17 protein-coding genes and 1 pseudogene are annotated in these 22,298 nt (G+C 67.6%); 13 read left to right on the top strand and 5 right to left on the bottom strand.

Translation table 11 applies throughout. The features are described from left to right. Window positions 1-832: 832 nt before the first annotated feature. The 3 genes and pseudogenes from AC1DS3_RS20290 to AC1DS3_RS20280 form a co-directional block, all read right to left on the bottom strand. Window positions 833-1,807 carry a Bug family tripartite tricarboxylate transporter substrate binding protein gene (locus AC1DS3_RS20290; protein WP_477127825.1) on the bottom strand — a complete coding sequence of 325 codons (975 nt, stop codon included), beginning with the start codon at window positions 1,805-1,807 and terminating at the stop codon, window positions 833-835. Window positions 1,808-1,944: 137 nt separating this feature from the next. Continuing rightward, window positions 1,945-2,757 (bottom strand): SDR family oxidoreductase, encoded by an 813-nt coding sequence (locus AC1DS3_RS20285; RefSeq protein ID WP_441639504.1) that lies wholly within the window; start codon window positions 2,755-2,757, stop codon window positions 1,945-1,947. A 106-nt stretch (window positions 2,758-2,863) separates the two neighbouring features. Beyond that, a pseudogene (locus AC1DS3_RS20280) lies at window positions 2,864-3,415 on the bottom strand (IclR family transcriptional regulator); the annotation flags it as partial. A gap of 517 nt (window positions 3,416-3,932) precedes the next feature. Here AC1DS3_RS20280 and AC1DS3_RS20275 point away from each other — a divergent pair. The 5 genes from AC1DS3_RS20275 (at window position 3,933) to AC1DS3_RS20255 (ending at window position 8,613) form a co-directional block, all read left to right on the top strand. Continuing rightward, window positions 3,933-4,796: a branched-chain amino acid ABC transporter permease gene (locus AC1DS3_RS20275; RefSeq protein WP_477127824.1), complete on the top strand. Its 864-nt coding sequence runs from the start codon at window positions 3,933-3,935 to the stop codon at window positions 4,794-4,796. Window positions 4,797-4,806: 10 nt separating this feature from the next. Beyond that, window positions 4,807-5,853, top strand: coding sequence for a branched-chain amino acid ABC transporter permease (locus AC1DS3_RS20270; protein WP_477127823.1), 1,047 nt, complete (start codon window positions 4,807-4,809; stop codon window positions 5,851-5,853). Continuing rightward, window positions 5,846-6,610: an ABC transporter ATP-binding protein gene (locus tag AC1DS3_RS20265; RefSeq protein ID WP_441641502.1), complete on the top strand. Its 765-nt coding sequence runs from the start codon at window positions 5,846-5,848 to the stop codon at window positions 6,608-6,610. The genes AC1DS3_RS20270 and AC1DS3_RS20265 overlap by 8 nt, the downstream gene beginning before the upstream one ends. Beyond that, entirely contained in the window at window positions 6,597-7,304 is a 708-nt protein-coding gene (locus AC1DS3_RS20260) for an ABC transporter ATP-binding protein (protein ID WP_477127822.1), read from the top strand. The genes AC1DS3_RS20265 and AC1DS3_RS20260 overlap by 14 nt, the downstream gene beginning before the upstream one ends. Before the next feature lie 136 nt (window positions 7,305-7,440). Continuing rightward, on the top strand, window positions 7,441-8,613 hold the full coding sequence (locus tag AC1DS3_RS20255; RefSeq protein WP_441641504.1) for an ABC transporter substrate-binding protein: 1,173 nt from the start codon (window positions 7,441-7,443) through the stop codon (window positions 8,611-8,613). Window positions 8,614-8,672: 59 nt separating this feature from the next. On the opposite strand, the gene AC1DS3_RS20250 is transcribed toward AC1DS3_RS20255, so the two are convergent. Both AC1DS3_RS20250 and AC1DS3_RS20245 read right to left on the bottom strand, forming a co-directional pair. Further along, window positions 8,673-11,441 carry a DUF6600 domain-containing protein gene (locus AC1DS3_RS20250; protein WP_477127821.1) on the bottom strand — a complete coding sequence of 923 codons (2,769 nt, stop codon included), beginning with the start codon at window positions 11,439-11,441 and terminating at the stop codon, window positions 8,673-8,675. 294 nt (window positions 11,442-11,735) lie between these two features. Then, window positions 11,736-12,974, bottom strand: coding sequence for a putative bifunctional diguanylate cyclase/phosphodiesterase (locus AC1DS3_RS20245; protein WP_477127820.1), 1,239 nt, complete (start codon window positions 12,972-12,974; stop codon window positions 11,736-11,738). Between AC1DS3_RS20245 and AC1DS3_RS20240 the strand changes: the two genes are divergently transcribed. The 8 genes from AC1DS3_RS20240 to AC1DS3_RS20205 all read left to right on the top strand — a co-directional run bounded on the left by AC1DS3_RS20240 (window position 12,967) and on the right by AC1DS3_RS20205 (window position 22,107). Continuing rightward, entirely contained in the window at window positions 12,967-13,149 is a 183-nt protein-coding gene (locus AC1DS3_RS20240; protein ID WP_477127819.1) for a hypothetical protein, read from the top strand. The two genes, AC1DS3_RS20245 and AC1DS3_RS20240, sit on opposite strands and share 8 nt — an antisense overlap. 201 nt (window positions 13,150-13,350) lie before the next feature. Further along, entirely contained in the window at window positions 13,351-14,967 is a 1,617-nt protein-coding gene (locus AC1DS3_RS20235; protein WP_477127818.1) for a methyl-accepting chemotaxis protein, read from the top strand. A gap of 25 nt (window positions 14,968-14,992) precedes the next feature. Then, window positions 14,993-15,481 carry a chemotaxis protein CheW gene (locus tag AC1DS3_RS20230; protein ID WP_441641507.1) on the top strand — a complete coding sequence of 163 codons (489 nt, stop codon included), beginning with the start codon at window positions 14,993-14,995 and terminating at the stop codon, window positions 15,479-15,481. Beyond that, a complete protein-coding gene (locus AC1DS3_RS20225) occupies window positions 15,478-16,797 on the top strand; it encodes a CheR family methyltransferase (protein WP_477127817.1) in 1,320 nt (439 codons plus the stop codon). Before AC1DS3_RS20230 ends, AC1DS3_RS20225 begins: the two co-directional genes overlap by 4 nt. Window positions 16,798-16,840: 43 nt before the next feature. Then, entirely contained in the window at window positions 16,841-17,572 is a 732-nt protein-coding gene (locus tag AC1DS3_RS20220) for a chemotaxis protein CheW (protein WP_441641515.1), read from the top strand. Then, window positions 17,569-19,965: a hybrid sensor histidine kinase/response regulator gene (locus tag AC1DS3_RS20215; RefSeq protein ID WP_477127816.1), complete on the top strand. Its 2,397-nt coding sequence runs from the start codon at window positions 17,569-17,571 to the stop codon at window positions 19,963-19,965. The genes AC1DS3_RS20220 and AC1DS3_RS20215 overlap by 4 nt, the downstream gene beginning before the upstream one ends. Then, window positions 19,962-20,984, top strand: a complete 1,023-nt coding sequence (gene cheB, locus AC1DS3_RS20210) for a chemotaxis-specific protein-glutamate methyltransferase CheB (protein ID WP_477127815.1) — start codon at window positions 19,962-19,964, stop codon at window positions 20,982-20,984. Before AC1DS3_RS20215 ends, cheB begins: the two co-directional genes overlap by 4 nt. A gap of 112 nt (window positions 20,985-21,096) precedes the next feature. After that, complete coding sequence (locus AC1DS3_RS20205) at window positions 21,097-22,107, top strand: diguanylate cyclase (protein WP_477127814.1); 1,011 nt, start codon at window positions 21,097-21,099, stop codon at window positions 22,105-22,107. Window positions 22,108-22,298: the final 191 nt, after the last annotated feature.

The following is a 22,298-nucleotide window of genomic DNA, read 5'->3' as shown; positions in this document are numbered from 1 at the left end:
GCCGGGGGCAGAGCAATCAGGTTGTTTTTGCCTCGGTGGTTGCGTCGTACGGCCCGGAGTGTTGGCTGGCGTGTCCAACGGACTCGAAGGACATCGCTATGGCATGACCCAATGGTCACGTGGTGGTGCCCCTGATCGCTTTGCTCGGTGAGCGTTCGGGCATCTGCCGTTCGCGGTGCGCAGCGCCGCGATCCTGCCTGCCTCGGTGGTTTCGTGGTTTTGTCTCTGGCGGCTAGCACCGGGGTATTTGATGCCCTGCCGTACCGGCGCGAGCGGCACCTTGCTATCACCCCCCTCTGGTTTCGTGGTGGGCACCGTGGCCCGTCCGCGAGGGCCGTGCTCGCACCTCACGGTGCTTGCCCTCCGAGACAAAACCACGAAACCAGCCACACCCGAAACGGCGCAGCCCTTCGCCCCGCGAACGGCAGATGTGGGAACGGTCACCGCACACGAGGTCAGGGGCCGCACCACGTAACCCATGGGTCATGCAGTTGCGATGCCCTTCGAGTCGGTTGGACATGCCAGCCAACACTCAGGGCCGTACGACGCAACCACTGCGACCGAACAGCCTTATTGCTCTGCTCCCGGCAGGGCGGCTTTCTTTTCGTTAGTTTTCTTTGCCGGTCAAAGAAAAGTGACCGGCAGCCCCCGCAGGGGGATGTCGTATGGCCCTTGGGTGCAAACGCCAACGCCGCTCAAAGAAATACCGACCACCCCCGCAGGACGATGTCGTATGGCTCTTGGGTGCAAACGCCATCGCCGCTCAAAAAAAACAGCGACCAACCCCGCACGGCAACGTCGTACGGCACCCTGGACCCAAAAACCAACACCTTCACTCCGCCTTAGCCCCCGAATCCCTCACCACCTTCGCCCACTTGGCGATCTCAACCTTCTGATAACCCGCCAACTTCTCCGGCGTACCAAGAATCGGATCCAGCCCCAAGGTCTTGAGCTTGGCTTGCACATCGGGAAGCTGGTAAATCCGGTTGAGCTCGGTGTTCAGCTTGGCGATCACATCCTTGGGCGTATTCGCCGGTGCGAAGATCGCAAACCACGAGTCCGCATCGAACCCGGGCAGTCCTTGCTCTGCCAGCGTGGGAATATCCGGCGCCGAGTGCGAGCGTTTCGCGCTGGTCACGCCAAGCGCCCGCACCTTACCCTCCTTGATCACCGGCAACGCCGACGGCAGGTTGTCGAACATCATGCTGATATGGCCGCCGAGCAGATCGGGAATGGCCATGGCGCGGCCCTTGTAGGGCACGTGGGTGAGCTTGACCCCGGCCAGGGAGTTGAACATCTCGCCCGCCACGTGCGGCGAGGTGCCGATGCCCGGCGTGCCGAAAGTCAGGGCGCCCGGCTTGGACTTGGCCAGCGCRATCAGYTCCKSCACGTTCTTGGCCGGCACGGAMGGATTGACCACCAGCACGTTGGGCGTGGACGCGACCAGGATCACCGGCGTGAAATCCTTGACCATGTCGTATGGCATCTTGCTGTAGAGCGCGCCGTTGATGGAGTGCGTGCCGACCGTGCCCAGCGCCAGCGTGTAGCCATCCGGCGCGGCATGCGCGACGGCCTCGGCGCCGATGTTGCCGCCTGCGCCGGGCTTGTTGTCCACCACCACGGGCTGGCCCCACGAGGGCGAGATTTTTTCGGAGAAGATGCGCGCCAGGATGTCGGGCGCGCCGCCGCTGGGAAAGCCCACCACCATCCGGATGGGCTTGGAGGGATAGGTGTCGGCCTGGGCCGAGGGCACGGCGAAGGCGGCGCAGGTGGCCAGGACGGCGGCTGCGAAAGGTTTGCAACGCATGGGGTGTCTCCCGATGATCGGTTTTATTCTGGTGTTGGACTGATCTTGCACGCTGCCGGCGCAAAGGGGCAAAGCCTTGCGCCTGTCCGCCGGCAGCGGTGACTCAACTGACTGTTACGCGGGGTTTCACGCCACGCTTAAACCACCGTGCCGCCGAACTCCGCCATCACTTTATCGTGCAGCCGGCGCATTCCCTTTAGCCAACGATCGTAATCTTGTCCTTTGCGCTGGTAATACTCGAGCACTTCGGGATGCGGCAGGATCAGGAAGCGCTCGTCCTTCACGCCTTCCAGCGTGACCTGTGCCACGTGCTCGGGCGTGACCGAGCCGGCTTGCAGGAAGCCCTTGCGCTCGCCATCCTCGCCGAACAGCATGCGCGTCTGCACGCCCTGCGGGCAGATGCAGCTGACCTTGATGCCGCGATCGCCGTAGGTGATCGACAGCCACTCGGCAAAACCGATGGCGGCGTGCTTGGTCACGGCATAGGGTGCCGAGCCGATCTGCGACAGCAGGCCGGCGGCGGACACGGTATTGACGAAATAGCCATCGCCGCGCGCCAGCATCTGCGGCAGCACCGCKCGCGAGGCGTGGATGTGGGCCATGACGTTGATCTCCCAGATGCGCTGCCATTCCTCGGCGCTGGCATCCAGGCCCTTGCGCAGGATGATGCCGGCGTTGGAGCAGAACACATCGATCTGGCCGAAGCGTTGCGTGGCCTCATCGGCCAGCGCCTGCACGGCGGCGGCATCGGCCACGTCGGTTTGCCGCGCGAACACCTGGCAGCCCGGGCTGGCCTTGGCCACTTCCTCGGCCACCGCTTGCGCACCCTTGCCATCCAGGTCGGCCACGGCCACGCCGCGCGCGCCGCCGGCGGCAAACGCCAGCGCCAGCGCGCGCCCGATGCCAGTGGCAGCACCCGTCACCACGACCGTCTTGTTGCGAATCTCCATCTTTGTCTCCTTTGTTTGCTATGTCTGTATTGCCAGCTAGATGTGTGGCCCTGGGGCCGTGAGAAAGCGATACGTGGCGATGGCATCGATGGCGCGCATGGCGCTGCTATCCGCGCCCCTGCCACAGGCGGCTCTGCAGCGCTTCGGCCAGCTCGCGGATGCGCGGGCCGAGATTGCCGTCGAGGATTTCCGGCGTCAGCCGCGTGGCCGCGCCGCCGATGTTGATGGCCAGCACTTCCGCRCCGCCTTCAAGCACCACGGGCGCGGCCGCACCGCTGACCGTGCGGTCCCACTCCGCGTGGGCCAGGCAGAAACCGCGCTTGGCGTAGTCGCGCAGCGCGCGCTCGAGCTTGATGCGGATCGCGGGCCAGCGCGCGCCGTAGTGGCGCTCCAGGTCGGCCAGCACGGCGGCGCGCCGCTCCGGCTCCAGCCCGGCCAGCCAGGCGCGGCCGATGGCGGAGGTAGCGGTGGGCAGGCGCGAGCCGGGCGCCAGCCGCATCACCAGCGCGCCGCGCGGCTGGCAGACTTCCAGGTACACCATCTCATGGCGGTCCGATGTGGCAAGCGCCACCGTGCAATCGGTGGCGAACGCCAGCGACTGCATCAGCGGCTGCGCGATCTCGCGGATGCCCGAGCCGGCGAGGTAACGCTGGCCAACCCACGGCCGCGGCATGCGCGCCGCCGGGCAGGGAAGCGGAGGAGGCAGGCGAGAGCGGGATCGACGAGGTGCGCTTCATACGTGGCGATAACGCTTGGCTACTGGGTGCGGGAAGCAGACCTGTGGCCGCCTTTGGCGGGGGCGGGCCGGAGGTAAGCCGGCTATTTCGCTGTGCGGAAGACTATTCCGTATTTCTTGACTGTGCCTCAGGCCGTATGCAACAGTCAATAAAAACGAACGATCGTGCTGGAACATACCTACGCAGACATGCGTGGCGCTTCACGGTACACGACGACACCGCACCCGGGGCCTGCACGGCAGGCCATTCCGCATCGCACAGGAGACCAAGCATGCATCACGCCATTCACCAGGCCGCACCGCCCCGCGGCTGACTCACGCCCCCCCTGACCAAGTGGCCCCCGCATCGTTTTTTGCGCGGCGCCGCCATTTCCACGCAGCCCGCAGCCCGGCTTGCGTGCCTTCGTTCGTGATTCGAAAAGTCGCATGAGGTAAGCCCGTGACATTGTTTCTTCAACAAGTCCTCAACGGCCTGACGCTGGGCGGCGTATATAGCCTGGTCGCGTTGGGCCTGACGCTGGTCTACGGCATCCTGCACGTGCCCAACTTCGCGCATGGCGCCTTCTACATGGCAGGTGCCTACGTCTCGTACTACTTGATGACGTCGCTGGGCGTGAACTACTGGCTGGCGATGGGCGCCGCCGCCATCGCCGTGGCGGCGCTGTCGATGCTGGCCGACCGGCTGGTGTTCCATCCGCTGCGCAATGCGCCGGAGCTGCACGACATGATCGCCGCCATCGGCATCATGCTGTTCCTCGAAGCCGGCGCGCAGGCAATGTGGGGCGCGGACTTCCATCGCATGCCCACGCCTTACGGCCAGRTGGTGGAAGTGATGGGCCTGACCGCGCCGGCGCAACGGCTGCTGATCATCGCCGCGGCCTTCGGGCTGATGGTGCTGCTGCACCTGTTCCTCACGCGCACCGTGACCGGCTCCACCATCGTGGCGATGGCGCAGAACCGCGAGGGCGCGGCGCTGGTGGGCATCGACGCCACACGTGTCACGCTGCTGGTGTTTGCCATCTCCGGTGCGCTCGCCGCCATTGCGGCCACGCTCTACGCGCCGATCAACCTGGTCTACCCGAGCATGGGCAACCTGGTCATCACCAAGGCSTTCGTSATCATCATCCTCGGCGGCATGGGCAGCATTCCCGGCGCCATCGTGGGCGGGCTGATCATCGGCATGGCCGAGAGCTTCGGCGGCTTCTACGTCTCGACGGACTACAAGGACATCATCGCCTTCGCGCTGCTGGTGCTCATCCTGTCGATCCGGCCCCAAGGCCTGTTTGCCGGCAAGGCCGCATAAGGAGCGCACCATGACAAAGACACTGCAAGGCAAGACCGGCTGGGCCCTGTTGCTGGCGCTGGCCATCGCGTTCCCGCTGGTCACGCCCAACAGCTACTACCTGACGGTGATGACGCTGGCCTTCATCTACGCCATCGCCACGCTGGGGCTGAACCTGATCACGGGCTATACCGGCCAGCTCAACCTGGCGCACGGCGGCTTCATGGCCATCGGCGCTTACACGCTGGGCATTCTCACGGTGGATCACCAGGTGCCGTTCTGGGCGGCGTTCGTCCTGTCCGGCGTGGTGTGCATGGTGGTCGGCTACTTCGTCGGCGTGGTATCGCTGCGGCTGAAAGGCCATTACTTCTCGATCTTCACGCTGTGCATCGGCTACATCATCTACCTGCTGATCGAGAAGTGGGAAAGCCTGACGCACGGCACCGTGGGCCTGATCGGCATCCCGGTGCCGGCCTCGGTGGGCCCGCTCGCGTTCGACAACGTGCAGGCGCAGTACTACCTGGTGCTGTTCTTCCTGGTGGCGGGCACCTTCCTGATGCACCGCATCGTCACTTCGCTGCTGGGCCGCAGCTTCATGGCCGTGCGCAACAGCGACGCGCTGGCGGAGGCGCTCGGCATCAACCTGATGCGCACCAAGGTGCTGTCGTTCGTGCTGTCGGTGGGCTATGCCGGCTTTGCCGGCGCGCTGTACGCGGGCCAGGTGCGCTTTCTCGGGCCGGACATCGCGCGCACCGACCTGACCTTCGAGATGGTGATGGCGATGCTGGTGGGCGGCACCGGCACGCTGCTGGGGCCGCTGCTGGGCGCGGTGCTGGTGCCGTGGGTCACGCAGACGCTGCAGTTCCTGCAGGACTACCGCATGCTGGTGTTCGGGCCGGTGCTGGTGCTGCTGATCATTTTCGTGCCGGACGGCATCGTGGGCTCGTGGGCCAAGCGCCAGGCGCGCCGCGGCGCCGCCGCACGCCGCGGCGGCACGAGCCGCGCGCAGCAGGCCGGCGCGCCCGTCGCCGGCAACCCGAATGCAACCGCCACGAACGCTAGGGCCGACCATGCTTGAGATTCGCAACCTGACCAAGAAGTTCGGCGGTCTGAGCGCCGTGCACGATGTCTCGATCACCTTCGAGACGGGCCATGTCAACGCCATCATCGGCCCAAACGGCGCGGGCAAGACCACCTTCTTCAACCTGATCGCCGGCACCCATGCGCCCAGCTCCGGGCAGATCCTGCTCAAGGGCCGGGACGTGGCCGGCCTGCGCGCCGACCAGATCGCCCGGCTCGGCGTGGCCCGCACCTTCCAGGCCACGCACCTGTTCGACCGCGCCACCGTGCTGGACAACCTGATCGTGGGCCACCGGCTGCGCACGCAAGCGGGGCTGGCCGACGTGATCTTCAACACGCGCCGGCTGCGCGAGGAAGAACGGCTGTGCCGCGCCAAGGCCGAGGAAGCGCTCGACTTCGTGGGCCTGGCGCACCTCGCGCATGAAGTGGCGGCGGACATCACCCAGGAAGAGCGCAAGCGCGTGGCCTTTGCGCTGGCGCTGGCCACCGATGCCGAACTGCTGCTGCTCGACGAGCCCGCGGGCGGCGTGAACCCCGAGGAGACCGTGGGCCTGGCCGAACTGATCCGCAAGATGGTCCGCCACGGCAAGACGGTCTGCCTGATCGAACACAAGATGGACATGATCATGCGGCTGGCCGACAAGATCATGGTGCTCAACTACGGCGAGAAGATCGCCGAAGGGTCGCCCGTGCAGATACAGCAAGACCCGCAGGTCATCGAAGCCTATCTGGGAGCCGACCATGTTGCAGCTTGAACGCGTTTCGCTTTCGTACGGGAGCTTCCGCGCGCTCGACAACATCACGCTGAACGCCGCGGCCGGCGAGCTGGTGGTGCTGCTGGGCGCCAACGGGGCCGGCAAGAGCTCGATCTTCATGGCGMTSAGCGGCATCCAYCGCACCAGCGGCGGCAGCATGCGCGTTGACGGCCGCGAGCTGGCCGGCATGAAGCCCTCGCAGATCGTGCAAGCGGGGCTGGTGCACTGCCCTGAGGGGCGCAAGCTGTTTCCCGCCATGAGCGTGCAGAAGAACCTGACGCTGGGCGCCTACGTGCACCGCCGCGACTCCGCCGGCATCAAGCGCTCGCTGGAAGAAGTCTTCGAGATGTTCCCGATCCTGCGGCAGAAAAAAGACGATCCGGCCGGCTCGCTGTCCGGCGGACAGCAGCAGATGGTGGCGCTCGGCCGTGCGCTGATGGGGCGCCCGCGCACACTGCTGCTCGACGAACCATCGCTGGGCCTGGCGCCACTGGTGGTCAAGCAGATGTTCGAGGTGATCCAGCGCATCAACCGAGCGGGCACCACGGTGCTGCTGGCCGAGCAGAACGCCTACGCGGCGCTAGGCATCGCCCACCGCGCGTATGTGATCGAGAGTGGCCGCATCGTGATGCAAGGCGACCGCGACACGTTGCTCAAGGACGAAGGGATTCGGAAGGCGTATATCGGAGGATAGGACGCGCCAAAGCCGTTTGAAATGACGACGGCAGTTTACTCCCTCTCCCCCCCTCTCCCGCAAGCGGGAGAGGGGAGCAAAACCAGAACCAGCAGGCAACAACAAACCCAGCACAAACACAACAGGAGACAGCCAAATGCAGACCAAGATGATCCGCCGCTTGTTCCCCCTCGCCGCCACTGCCGTGGCCTCGCTGATGGCCTCGGGTGCGGCCATGGCGCAGGAAGTCGTCAAGCTGGGCTATATCGGCCCGCTGTCGGGCGGGGCCGCGCTGTACGGCAAGAACGTGCTGTCCGGCATCCAGATGGCCGTGGACGAGATCAATGCTTCGGGCCTTGAGGTCAAGGGCAAGAAGGTGAAGCTGGAAGTGGTGTCGCTGGACGACAAGTACGCGCCCGCCGAGGCCGCCATCAATGCGCGCCGCCTGGTGCAGCAGTACAAGACGCCCGCCGTGTTCGTGCCGCATTCGGGCGGCATCTTTGCGCTGCAGGCGTTCAACGAGCAGGAGAAATTCCTGGTGATGGCCTACTCCAGCGTGCCGCGCATCACGGACACCGGCAACAAGCTGACCATCCGTATCCCGCCGTCCTACACCGGCTATATCGAGCCCTTCATCAAGGCGCAGATGAAGCGCTATGGCAAGAACGTAGCACTGGCCCCGGCCGACCACGATTACGCCAAGGCCTGGGTGCAGGCATTTGTGCCGGCCTGGGAAGGCGCGGGCGGCAAAGTGGTGGCCAACAACCCGATGTCCTACACCAAGGCCACCGACTTCTACAGCGGCGTGTCACGCGTGCTGGCCGACAAGCCCGACGTGATGTTTGTGGGCGGCCCGTCCGAGCCGACCGCACTGGTGGTTAAGCAGGCGCGCGAGCTGGGTTTCAAGGGTGGCTTCATCGTGATGGACCAGGCCAAGCTGGATGAAATGGCCAAGGTMACCAACGGCCTGGCCATGCTCGAAGGCTCCATCGGCGTGATGCCGCTGGCCAACGACGCCCGCCCGGCCGCGCAAACCTACAACAGCAAATACAAGAAGCTGCATGACGGGCGCGACGCCACCACCGAGATGTCGCTCAACTACACCATGGTCTACGCGCTGGCCGGCGCCATGAAGCTGGCCGGCACCACCAGCGACGTGGCCGCGATCCGGGCCAGGATGCCGGAGGCGGTGAAGACGCTGGCCAAGGATGCCAACCCGAACGAGATCGAGAGCATCGACGCCAAGGGCGGCACCGTTGCCGACACCGTGGTGGGCTGGGTGCAGAACGGCAAGATCGCGCCGGTGCGCCTGTCGGAACTGGCTAAGTAAACCAGCAAGGCCGGCCACGCGGCCGGCACCCGGGTCGGGTGCCGGCTGCCTGAGCCGCCTCAGTGAACCTCATGCCCGTGCTCTTGCGGATTGCCGCCCTGCCCTTGGGCATGCGGTTGCTGCTGCATCGCCACGTGCTGAGCTGACTGCGGCTGCGCGGCGTGCTGTTGCTGGCGCTGCAACTCCTGCTGCCGGCGCTGCTGCTCCTGCTGCTGGCGCTGTTGCTCCTGCTGCTGGCGTTGCTGCTCCTGCTGCTGGCGTTGCTGGTCTTGCTGCTGGCGCTGCATGACCTGTTGCTGGCGCTGTTGCTCCTGCTGGCGCTGCTGCTCCTGTTGCTGGCGCTGCATGTCCTGCTGGTGGCGCTGCTGCTCTTGCTGCTGACGCTGCATCTCCTGCTGCTGGCGCTGCATGGCTTGCTGTTGCTGCATCGCCTGCTGGGCCCGCTGCTGGTCCGCCGCCTGCCGTTGCTGCTGCTGGCGTTGCATTTCCTGCTGCTGTTGCTGCGCCTGCTGGGCCCGCTGCTGGTCCGCCATCTGCCGCTGCTGCTGCTGGCGCTGCATCTCCTGCTGCTGTTGCTGCGCTTGCTGAGCCCGCTGCTGGTCGCCAGCCTGCCGTTGCTGCTGCTGGCGCTGCATCTCCTGCTGCTGTTGCTGCGCTTGCTGAGCCCGCTGYTGGTCGCCAGCCTGTCTTTGCTGCTGCTGGTGCTGCATCTCCTGCTGCTGTTGCTGCGCTTGCTGAGCCCGCTGCTGGTCACCAGCCTGTCTTTGCTGCTGCTGGTGCTGCATGTCTTGCTGCTGTTGCAGCGCTTGCTGCGCCCGCTGCTGGTCACCCATCTGCCTTTGCTGCTGCTGGCGCTGCATGTCCTGCTGCTGGCGGGCCATGGCTTGCGGGTCGGTTTGCAGGGTCCGTCCGTTCTGCTGCACCATGCCGCGCTGCTCAGCCTRGCGTTGCTGAAGCTGCTGGGCTTGCTGGGCTTGTTGGGCTTGTTGGGCTTGTTGGGCTTGTTGGGCTTGTTGGGCTTGTTGGAGCTGCGCGGCCGACTGGCCATTTTGCGGCGGCTGGCCGCGCGCCTGCTCCGGCCGCGTGGTCCAGCCACGCGTGCGCGCGTCGCCGCCCTGCACGGGCGGCTGCCCGCCATGCTCGGTACCCACCAGGCCTTGCGGCACGGGCGCACGGGAGCCGCCTTCCGCGCGCTGCGGCCCGAAGGCTGGATTGCCTTGATTTGCCGGATTTGCTGGAATCCCGCCGTTCGGTGTCCCCGGCCCGCCGGGCATCTGGCCTGCTCCGTTGCGCCCGTGGTATGCCGGTGCCGCCTGGCTCAGCCGGACCGGGGCAGGTGCCATGGCCTGGCCGCCGCCCGGGGCATTGCGCCGGCCCTGCCATACCGGGCCAGCGCCGGGCACGGTGCCACCAGCGCGGGCAAAGCGCTGGGCCAGCTCATCGTCGGCCGGGCGGCCGGGCGCACGTGCCGCAATGGCAGGGCGCGCGAAGCCCTGCATGACCGCCGCCGGGGCCGGCCGCGCGGGCGCCGCACCGATCAGGCTGGCCTTGACGGGCGCCAGCGGCGGCGCGCCGTTGGCTTCGCCCTGCGGCAGGTTGCGCCAAGCCATGCCGTGCCCCCCGGGTGGCACGCGCTGGCCTTGCACGAAGGCGCGTGCCGGCATGCCTGTGATGGCGCCCGGCACGTTCCGGTTGATATAGGTATTGCGGATATGGTTCTCGATCACCTCATTGTTGACGGTGAACTGGTTGATGCGGGTGACGTAGGTCGGGCTGGCGCCATAGACCGGGCGATATGCCTCGCGCGGGCCTAGCGGGTACCAGGCCACGCCGGGSCCACTGCCCGGCCCGCCACCGATAAAGCCAACCAGCGCGGGGGCGTAGACGGGGCGGCCCACCCTCGGGCCCGGCATCCATCCCCAGCGGTMGCCAACGCGGGCCCAGCGCCCATAGTGGGACGGGGCAAAGCCCCAGGGCGCGTCATCGCACCAGCTCCATCCCCATGGCGCCACCCAGGCCCAGTGGCCGGCGCTATAGGGCGCCCAGTCCGCGGCCACCACGCGCGGAAACCAGACTGCGCCATACCCGGGGTCTTCCTGCCAGTCGCCGTAGTCGTCCAGCGCGGCATAGCCCGTCATTTCAGGCGCCACGTAGCGGGCGGACGGCGAGCGGTCCTCCCGCGCGTCGCGCGCCATGGTCCAGCTATCGAAGCCGTCCATGGGCGGGTTGGTGGCGCGGCCGTCCTCGGCCAGGTCGGTGCCGTCGAAGCGCACTTGCTCGCCGCGCCGCATTTCCAGCGAGTGGTTGTCGCCGTACAGCACGGCCGAGCCGTGGTGCATGGTGACGACCGTGGAGCTGCCGTCAGGCGCCACGTCCAGCCGGTAGTCGCCCGGCTCGCGCGGCACGAAGGCCAGGTTGGGCGTATCGATCTCGACCGGCTGGTCGGGCGGCAGCGCGCGCACGCGCAATTGCAGCGTGCCCTGGGTCAGCTTGACCTGGGTAGCGCTGTCGTCGAGGTTGAGCACGGTCACGGCGGTGCCGCTGCCTAGCCGGATCGCCGTGGAGCCGGCGTGCACCTCGGCCCGCCCGCCGTTGTCGACCCAGAGGCGGTCGCCGGTGGTGATCGGCCGGTTCAGCGCGGCCTGCGCCCAATCGTCCGACCCGGCGGGGGCAAAGCTCAGGTTGCCGGCGGCATCGGTCACGGTGGCAATGCGGGCGGAGGGATCGGCGGATTGCGCCAGCGCCGGCAGTTGCCAAGTGACTAAAACGATGCTTGCGGCCAGGAGCAGGATGCGCGCACGCGGGCCAAGCTTGCGGTCAGGGAACATGTGGATACCTCTCGGTCAATATAGGCGCGCGGGCGAACATCTGCCGCCTCTGCTGTCACCATACTTCCGATAACGTCAGGCCGCCGGACTGGCGCACTTGACTTTGTAAGCACATATTTCCCTTGTTTCCCTGCGCAGCCGCGCCGGGAAGGCACGATCTGGCTGCGCGCCGCCCGCCGTGGCCCCCCGCCCGCGCGCAGGCCACGGCGGGCCAGCGCACGCAGGACAAAGCTGGAAACAATTGCGCATCGGCGCCGGACGCAGGCGAGAGGGGAAAGGCACGGCCGGCCCGGCTTAGCGGGCGGCGGACTGCTGCAGGAACTCGGTGAACTTGTCGGCGGACATGGGCCTGCCATACAGGTAGCCCTGTACCTCGTGGCAGCCGTTCTCGGAGAGGAAATCCCGCTGTTCAACGGTTTCCACGCCCTCGGCCACCACGCCGATGCCCAGGCTGCCACCGACGTTCACCATGGCGCGCACGATGGCGGCGTCGACCGGGTTCTGCGTAACATTGCGGATAAACGACTGGTCGATCTTKATACGGTCCACGGGGAAGGACTTGAGGAAGCTGAGCGAGGCGTAGCCGGTACCGAAATCGTCGCAGGTCAGGGTCACCCCGTCGCGGCGCAGGGTCTGCAACTGCCCGGAAAACTCATCGCCCTGCTGCAGGGCGATGGTCTCGGTGATCTCCAGCTCCAGCCGCTCCGGCGCCAGTGCCAGCTCGCGCAGCACGTGACGGACCTCGGTCAGCAGCCGGCTCTCGCTAAGCTGCGCGGCAAACAGGTTGATGGCCACCCGCGGTGCATCGGCAAACCCGAGCGACCACATGCGCGCCTGGGCGCAGGCGGTGTGCAGCAGCCAGACGCCAACGTCCGCCGCCACGCTGCTGGCGGCCAGCGCGTCGATGAAGCTGGCCGGCGTCAGCAGGCCCTGGGTGGGATGGCGCCAGCGCATCAGCGCCTCTGCGCCAACCACGCGGCCATCGCGCAGGTCGATCTGGGGCTGGTACAGCAACTCGAACTGGCGCTGCGCGTAGGCGTCGCGCAGCGCTTGCACCAGCGACAGGCGGGTCGTCACGTCGGTGCGCATCTGCGGCTTGAAGAAGCGGATGGTGCGGCCGCCGTCGCGCTTGGCCCGGCCGAGCGCCAGGCTGGCCGAGGCCAGGGCATCGGAGGCATTGTCGCCGCCGGCCGGCATCACGCAGGCGCCCAGGCTGGCCAGCACGTGGTGGCGCCGGTTGCCGTACTCGTGGGGCTCGGTCTGCAGCGAGAGGATGGCGGCGCTGACGTGGCGCACCAGGGTGGGATCGGCAATGGAAGGCAGCAAGACGGCGAACTCGTCGCCGCCGACCCGGCCCAGGATGGCGTCGCGCGGCGAGGCGTCGCGCAGGCGGCGGGCCACCCGGCGCAGGATCTCGTCGCCCTCGGCATGGCCATGCATGTCATTGAACGCGCGGAAATCGTCGATGCCAAGCAGCAATAGCGCGCAGCGCGGGGAGGCCTCCGTGCGCAGGCGGCCTTCCAGCGTGTTCAAGAATGCCTGGCGCGACGCTACGCCTGTCAGCGAATCAATGTCCGCGTTTGGCGGGGCGCCGGCCTTCGCCTCTGACCTGGCCACCATGCCTGCCCTGTTCGTGATTATCGACATCGGTCCGATCTGTCTATTTGGCAAGTGTGACYAAAACCAGGAAAAAATCAAGCCAAGTTAAACGATATGTTGCGGCAACAAATTGCAACGCATCGAATCCCCTTACCGCCCGGCGGGCGCCATTGAAATGGCCGGGGCCTTACAGTACCCTACGCCGCTATAATCCGGCCGCTCGCGCCCGGCCCGCGCGCGCGCCAATTCCGGCGCGCCCGGCCGGTCATCGACCGCCCTCCGACAAGAATAAGCAACGGGAAACCGCACCGTGACTCACTGGACCATCCGCACGCGCATCCTGGCAAGTTTTGCCTTCATCCTGGCGGTCATTTTACTCACGGCGGTGGTCGCCTATGACCGCCAGTCGGCCATCCAGACCCATGCGAATGCGCTGCGCGACGATGCGCTCCCGGGACTCTACTACAGCACCGCGATGCGCGGCGCCTGGGGCGAGACCTACGTGCTGGCCTGGCAGAGCGTGACCGCGGCCAATGACGCCGAGCGCCGGCAATACGCCGAGGCCAACTCGGCCCTGCAAAAGCGGCTGGACGGCCTGGAGGCAAAGTACGCCGATTCGATCCGGCGCGCCGACGATCGCGAGCGCTTCGACAAATACCGCGAGCTGCGCCGGCACTATGACGAGGTTTCGGCGCCGCTGTTCGCGGCGACCGGCCCGGAGGTCGCCGCCGCCGAGGCCAAGCTGCGCGGACCCATCCACGCAGCCTGGACTGAAGGCCGCTCGACCGTGCAAGCACTGTTGGAAGATAACAACAAAGTGGCCGAGGAGGGCGCCAGCAGCATCAACCAGGCGGTGCAAACGGCCAAGATCAGCATCGAGGTCTCCCTGATCGCCGCCCTTCTGGAGTCGCTGGTGGCCGGCTACCTGCTGTTCCGCTCCATTACGGTGCCGATGCGCTCGATCGTCAGGCAGCTCGCCGACATGCGCGGCGGCGACTTCCGCCAGCGCCTGGCACTAAACCGCAAGGATGAATTCCTGGAAGTCGAACAGGGCTTCAACCAGATGACCGGCGACCTCACCACGCTGGTCGGGCAGGCCCAGCGCTCGGCCATCCAGGTCACCACCTCGGTCAACGAGATCGCCGCCACCGCGCGCCAGCAGCAGGCCACCGCCACCGAAACGGCGGCCACCACCACCGAGATCGGCGCCACCTCGCGCGAGATCTCCGCCACCTCGCGCGACCTGGTCCGGACCATGACCGAAGTCTCCGGCGCCGCCGAGCAGACTGCCGGCCTGGCCGGCACCGGCCAGGCCAGCTTGTCGCGCATGGAAGCCACCATGCACCATGTGATGGAAGCCGCCGGCTCGGTCAACGCCAAGCTGGCCACCCTGAACGAGAAGGCGGGCAACATCAACCAGGTGGTCACCACCATCGCCAAGGTCGCGGACCAGACCAACCTGCTATCGCTCAACGCTGCCATCGAAGCCGAGAAGGCTGGCGAGTACGGGCGCGGCTTCTCGGTGGTCGCCACCGAGATCCGCCGCCTGGCCGACCAGACCGCGGTGGCCACCTACGACATCGAGCAGATGGTGCGCGAGATCCAGTCAGCAGTGGCGGCGGGCGTGATGGGCATGGACAAGTTCTCCGAGGAAGTGCGGCGCGGCATGTCGGAGGTGACCCAGGTGGGCGACCAGCTCTCCCAGATCATCGGCCAGGTGCAGTCGCTGGCACCGCGCGTGCAGATGGTCAACGAGGGCATGCAAGCCCAGGCGGGCGGCGCGGAACAGATCAACCAGGCCCTGATGCAGTTGTCCGAGGCGGCCCAGCAGACGGTGGAATCCCTGCGCCAGTCCAGCCAGGCGATCGACGAGCTGACGCTGGTCGCCAACGACCYGCGCACCGGCGTGTCGCGATTCAAGGTTTGAGCGCCCCGGGCACCCACGCCACTCCATGAAACTCTTCCTGCTCTTTCGCATCGGGCCCGACCACTACGCGCTGGACGCGAAGGAGATCGTCGAAGTGCTGCCGCTGACCACGCTCAAGCAATTGCCCGAGGCACCGGCCTGGGTCAGCGGACTGCTGGCGCGGGGCGGCCAGGTGGTGCCGGTCATCGACATCAATGCGCTGGCCACCGGCACGCCGGCCGCCAGCCGGACCAGCACACGCACCGTACTGGTGCATTACCGCCGGCACGCGGAGGCGCCCGCGCGCCTGCTCGGGCTACGGCTGGAGTACGCCACCGAGACGCTACGCTGCGAGCCCGCCGAGTTTATCGACAGCGGCGTGGACACCGCCCCGGCCCGCTACCTGGGGCCCGTGCGCAGCGGCAGCCAGGGACTGGTGCAGTGGATCAAGGTCGATGCCCTGCTGCCTGATGACGTGCACGCAAGGCTGTTCCCCGATCTGCCGGCGGCTGACGCCACCGCGCCAAGGCCATGACCACCGCCTCCCATATCGAAGCGCTGCTCAAGGAGCGCATTGGCCTGGACGCCGCCACCGTCGGCCCCGGCATGATCGAGCGCGCGTTGCGCGAGCGCCTGGCAGCGGCCGCGGTGCCCGACCACCACGCGTACTGGAACCTGCTGCACTCGCACCCGAACGAACTGCAGTCGCTGATCGAAGCCGTGGTGGTCCCCGAGACCTGGTTCTTCCGCCATCGCGAGGCACTGCTGGCGCTCGGCCGCTTCGCCGCCATGCGGGTCTTCGGCAGTGATCGCGCGCCGGAGGGCGCCGCGCCCTTGCGCATCCTCAGCGTGCCCTGCTCGACCGGCGAGGAGCCTTACTCGATCGTCATGGCGCTGCTGGACGCCGGCGTGCCGGAGCAACGCTTCCAGGTCGATGCCGTGGACGTGAGCGCCCGCTCGCTGGAGCACGCGCGCATCGGGCAATACGGCAACAACGCCTTCCGGGGCACCCCGCTGGACTTCCGCGATCGGTATTTCACCCCTTGCCAGGGTGGCTACGCGCTTAACGCCAACGTGCGCGCCAAGGTGCGGCTGCTGCGCGGCAACCTGCTCGACCCGGGGCTGATGGYCAATGAGCCGCCCTACCATTTTGTGTTCTGCCGCAACCTCCTGATCTATTTCGATCAGCCCACCCAGCGCCGTTCGCTCAAGATGCTGGAACGGCTGAGCCGGCAGGATGCCACGCTCTTTGTCGGCCCGGCCGAGGCCAGCCTGCTCACGCGGCACGGCTTTATCTCGGCGGGCGTGCCGCTCGCCTTTGCCTTCACCCGGCGCGGCGCGCAGCAGGCGGGCAGCGCCACGCCGGCAATGCAGCGCTACCCTGCGCACCCGAGTGCACCAGCCACGGCCGCCCCGCGACCGTGGCCGCAGCCGCTGGCCGCACGCGGCCATGCGGGCGCCGTCGGCGTGCCGGTGCCCCCGGCACTGGCACCGGTCGCCCCCGCCACCGGCAAAGCGGCCGAGCAGGCCAAGGCCAGCACCGACGCGCTGTCCCGGATCTCGCGRCTCGCCGATCGCGGCGAGCTGGCCGCCGCAGTGACCGCCTGCGTGGCGCACCTGCATGCGCAGGGTCCATCGGCTGCCGGCTACTGCCTGCTGGGCGTGCTCTACGACGCCACCGGCCGTCCCGCCGACGCGCGCGAGTCCTATCGCCGCGCACTCTACCTCGACCCGGCTCACCAGGAGGCGCTCTACCATATGGCTGCCATCCTGGAAGCGCAAGGCGACGGCGCGGCCTCGGCCCGCCTGAGAAACCGCGCACAGCGCAAGACCCCGATCCGTCATGGCTGAGCTCGCATCGCATCCCCTGGCCGCGCATGGCCAGCCGCCCGGCATGGGCACTGTTACGGTCACGGTCGCCGTGGACGATTGCTGGCGCCGCATCGGCGTGCTGGGCGATGGCAGCTGTCCGCAGCTGGCCGAGCACATCCATTGCCGCAACTGCCCAACCTATTCGCGCGCGGCGCTCACGCTGCTCGACAACCTGTCCACCGGCGAAGTCAGCCTCCCGGACGGCCACACCGGTCATGCCAATGCCACCGCGCGCGGGCCTGCCATGTCATGCCTGGTGTTTCGTATCGGCGACGAATGGCTGGCGCTGCCCGCGGGCGCGCTGGCGCTGGTCACCGCGCCCTGCCCCGTGCATTCGCTGCCGCACCGCCGCCACGCCGCGGTACTGGGCCTGGCCAGCGTGCGCGGCAACCTGCTGGTCTGCATTTCGCTGGCACGGCTGCTCGGGCAGGACCCTGCCGCCGGCGCCACCTCCAACGCCACCTCCAACGCCACCTCCAACGCCACCTCCAACGCCGCCGCCAGCGCCAAAGGCAGCGCCGGGCATGGCGCCCGGCTGCTGGTGCTGGGGCAGGGCCGCACCGCCATCGCGCTGCCGGTGGATGAAGTCACCGGCATCGAACGGATCGCCGAAGCCGACCTGCAGCCGTTGCCAACCACCTTGTCACGCGCCTCGGCGCATTACACCCGGGCGCTGCTGAAAAGCGGCCAACGCACGGTGGGCTTGCTCGACCCGGCCCTGCTGCAACAAGCCTTGAAGCGGAGCCTGGCATGAACCCCGACCAGTTGCGCGACGCCTCGCTGCTCGAGCTGTTCGCGCTGGAAGCGCAATCGCAGGCCGAAGTCCTCAACGCCGGCCTGCTGGCGCTGGAGCGCGACCCTGCCGCGGCCGAGCAGCTCGAGGCGTGCATGCGCGCCGCGCATTCGCTCAAGGGTGCCGCACGCATCGTCGGCCTGGATGGCGGCGTGCGCGTGGCCCACGTGATGGAAGACTGCCTGGTGGCCGCCCAGCGCGGCGAGCTGGTGCTGCGGCCCGTGCATATCGACACCTTGCTGCATGGCACCGACCTCCTGCTGCGGCTGGGCTCGCCGCCCGGCGGCGATCTGGACTGGGCTGACCGGGCCGGCAAGGCCGAGGTCGATGCGCTGGTGCTCCGCATGGCCGCGCTGCTGGCCGGCGAGGAGGTGKATGCCGACGCCTGGGCCACGGATCATGCCCCAGCGGCGGCAACGCCTGCGAGTRCATCCGCAGCCGAACCAGAGGCCACGGTGACAGCGGCCGTCCACCCGGCGCTACCCGATGGCCCGGTGGCCGGCATGGTCGCCGATACGGTCGCCGAACTGGTCGCCGAACCGGCCTCCGGCATGGCCACGGCGCCAGCCATGTTCGCGCCCGGCGAAGTCCCCCGCGAGCCGCAAGCCCAGGAGCGCATGCTGCGCGTCAGCGCCGACACGCTGGACCAGCTGCTGGCGCTGTCGGGCGCGGCGATGGTGGAGACGCACTGGCTCAAGCCCTTCGGCAACGCCCTGCAGCAAACCCGGCGCGTACAGATGCGCGCGCTGCAGGCGCTCGACGCCCTGCAGGTCACGCTCGCGGCCAGCGCGGCCGATCCCGCCGCCCTAGCCGCGCTGGCAGAAGCACAGCGCCTGCTGGGCGAGAGCCACCAGCAACTGTCGCAACGGGTCACGGAGCTGGAACAGTACGACCACCGCACCGGCCAGCTTTCGCACCAGCTCTACGACCGGGCGCTGGCGAGCCGCATGCGGCCCCTCGCCGACGGGCTCACCGGCTACTCGCGCATGGTGCGCGACCTGGGGCGCTCGCTGGGCAAGGCAGTGCACCTTGAACTGGTCGGCGAGAGCACGAAGGTCGACCGCGACATCCTGGAGCAGCTCGAAGCGCCGCTGGCGCACCTGCTGCGCAATGCGGTGGACCACGGCATCGAGATGCCCGAGGCGCGCCGCGCCGCCGGCAAGCCGGTCGAAGGCCGCATCACGCTGAACGCGCGCCACAACGCCGGCCGGCTGATGATCGTGATTGCCGACGACGGCGCCGGCGTGGACCTCGACGCCCTGCGCGCCGCCATCGTGCGGCGCAAGCTGGTGCCCGAGGAAACCGTGGCCAGGCTGTCGCAGGCCGAGCTGCTCGACTTCCTGCTGTTGCCCGGCTTCAGCATGCGCGAAACCGTCAGCGAAGTGTCCGGGCGCGGCGTCGGGCTCGACGCCGTGCAGGACATGATCCGCCAGGTGCGCGGCAGCATCCGCCTGACGCAGGAAAGCGGGCGCGGCATGCAGTTCCACCTGGAGCTGCCGCTCACCTTGTCGGTCGTGCGCGCCTTGCTGGTGGAGGTGTCCGGCGAGGCCTATGCCTTCCCGCTGGCCTATGTCATGCAGGCCATCAACCTGGAGCGCGGCAGCATCGAGCAGCTGGAAAACCGCCAGCACTTCCGCTTTGGCGAACGCCAGGTCGGGCTGGTGAGCGCGGCACAGGTCCTGCAGCAGGCGGAGACCCGGCGCGACGAGGACACCGTGCCGGTGGTGGTCCTGGGCGATCACGAACGTACCTACGGCGTGGCGGTGGACCGGCTGCTGGGCGAGCGCATCCTGGTGGTGCAGCCCCTGGTGGCAAGCCTGGGCAAGATCAAGGACATCGCCGCCGGCAGCCTCACCGAGGATGGCACGCCGGTGCTTATCTTCGACGTGGAGGATATGGTCCGCTCCGTGGAGAAGCTGCTCTCGGAGGGCAAGATCGACCGCATCCGCCGCGCGGCCGAGGCAGCCCCGGTACGGCGCAAGCGCGTGCTGGTGGTGGACGATTCGCTCACGGTGCGCGAGCTGGAGCGCAAGCTCCTGTCTAACCGCGGCTATGACGTCACGGTAGCGGTGGACGGCATGGATGCCTGGAACGTGCTGCGCGCGGAAACCTTCGACCTGGTCATCACGGACATCGACATGCCGCGCATGGACGGCATCGAGCTGGTCAGCCGCATCAAGCGTGAGGCCCGCCTGATGCACCTGCCCGTGATGGTGGTCTCCTACAAAGACCGGGAGCAGGATCGCCAGCGCGGCCTGCAGGCCGGCGCGGACTATTATCTGGCCAAGGGCAGCTTCCAGGACGCCGCGTTGCTCGATGCGGTGCAAGACCTGATTGGAGAAGCACGCGCATGAAAATCGGCATCGTCAACGACTCCCACCTGGCGGTGGTCGCCCTGCGGCGCGTCATCGCCCTCGATCMCGCGCTGGAAGTCGCATGGGTGGCCGAGGACGGCGAGAGCGCCGTGCGCATGGCCGCCGTGCGCACACCCGACCTGATCCTGATGGACCTGATGATGCCGGTGATGGACGGCGTCGAGGCAACCCGCCGCATCATGGCCGCCACGCCGTGTGCCATCGTGGTGGTGACCATGGACCTTGGCCGCAACGCCAGCCAGGTCTTCGATGCCATGGGGCAAGGCGCCATCGACGCCGTGGATACGCCCACATTGACCCAGCCGGATTCGCAACTGGCAAGCGGCCCCCTGCTGCGCAAGATCCGCAATATCGGCCGCTTGCTGGAAGGCCGCACCGGACCCGCGCGCGCGGCCGCACCGCCAAGGCGCAAGGCCAGTGCCGAGCGCCTTGTCGCGCTGGGCGCGTCGGCCGGCGGCCCGGCCGCGCTGGCCACCGTGCTGGGCGGCCTGCCGGCCGGCTTCACCGCCGCCGTGGTCGCGGTCCAGCACGTGGACGAGGCCTTTGCGGCCGGCATGGCCGACTGGCTGGACGCGCAGTGCGCGCTGCCGGTGCGCCTGGCCCGCGAGGGCGAGGCGCCGCAGCCGGGCACCGTGCTGCTGGCAGGCACCAACGACCACCTGCGCCTGGTCAGCGCCTCGCGCATGATTTATACCGAAGAGCCGAGCGACTACCTGTACCGGCCCTCGATCGATGTGTTTTTCGAGACCGTGGCGCAGCACTGGCGCGGTGACGCGGTGGGCGCGCTGCTMACCGGCATKGGCCGGGACGGCGCGCTGGGCCTCAAGGCCATGCGCGAGCGCGGCTACCTGACCATCGCCCAGGACCAGGCCAGCAGTGCCGTCTATGGGATGCCCAAGGCCGCCGCCGCCATTGGGGCCGCCAGCGAAATCCTGCCTTTGCAGCAGATCGCCGCCCGCATCGTACGGGCATGCAATGCCATCAACAACCAGGGGTAGCACAGAGGCGCTAACAACATGAAAAACAACGCAAACCTGGCCGCGCGCGCTTGCGCCGCGATGCCAGGATCATGCTGTTAGCGTCTCCAGGTCGGAGAGCACGAGGAAGACAATGTCTAAAGATACAAACCCTAGAGCGCCCCAGCGCCCGGATGAATACCTGGCCATGGTGCTGCTGGTGGACGACCAGGCCATGGTTGGCGAAGCGGTACGGCGCGAGCTGGAACCCGAGCACGATATCGATTTTCACTATTGCGCCAAGCCTGACGAGGCCGTTGCCGTGGCCGAGCGCACCCGTCCTACGGTGATCCTGCAGGATCTGGTGATGCCCGGCATCGACGGCCTGACGCTGGTGCGCCGCTACCGGGCCAACCCGGCAACGCGCGATATCCCCATCATCGTCCTATCCACCAAGGAGGACCCGCTCATGAAGAGCGCGGCCTTCGCTGCCGGCGCGAACGACTATCTGGTCAAGCTGCCCGACACCATCGAGCTGGTGGCGCGCATCCGCTATCACTCGCGCTCGTATCTCAACCTGCAGCAGCGCGACGAGGCCTACCGCGCGCTGCGCCAGAGCCAGCAGYAGTTGCTCGAGACCAACCTGGAGCTGCAGCGGCTGACCAACTCGGACGGCCTGACCGGGCTGTCCAACCGGCGTTATTTCGACGAGTACCTCGGGGCCGAATGGAAACGCGCCAATCGCGAGCAAAGCCAGCTGGCGCTGCTGATGATCGACGTGGACTCGTTCAAGGCTTACAACGACACCTACGGCCACGTGGCCGGGGACGAGGTGCTGCGCCGCGTGGCTGGCGTGATCCGCGAGAACTGCGCGCGCCCGGCGGACCTTCCGGCGCGCTTCGGCGGCGAGGAGTTCGCCATGATCCTGCCGTCCACCTCGCCCGGCGGGGCGCGGCTGCTGGCCGAGAAGGTCCGGCGCGCGATCGAGTCCCTGCAGGTGCCGCATAGCGGATCGCCGGTGGGGCAGCATGTCACTGTCAGCATTGGGGGCACGGCAATCGTGCCTGGTGCGGATTTGCCATTTAGCCGGATTGTGGAGATTGCTGATGCGGGGCTTTATCAGGCTAAGCGGAGTGGGCGGAATCAGGTTGTGATGACTTCTTGAGGTTTTGGGGTGGGGTTGCAACTGCAACTGTTTAGATTCAACTTCAACTGCAACTGCAGTTTCACCACCCCTGCGGGGCGGCGACCTACTTTTTTGTCTTGCCAAAAAAGTAGGCAAAAAAGGCGCGCCGGATGGGGCGACTACCCCCTCGGGATTTCACGAAAAGAGCGGCCGGGACCCAAACTCGCATC

This window comes from Cupriavidus sp. 01L46 (assembly GCF_056399905.1).
This window is presented reverse-complemented; position numbering and strand designations above follow the sequence as displayed.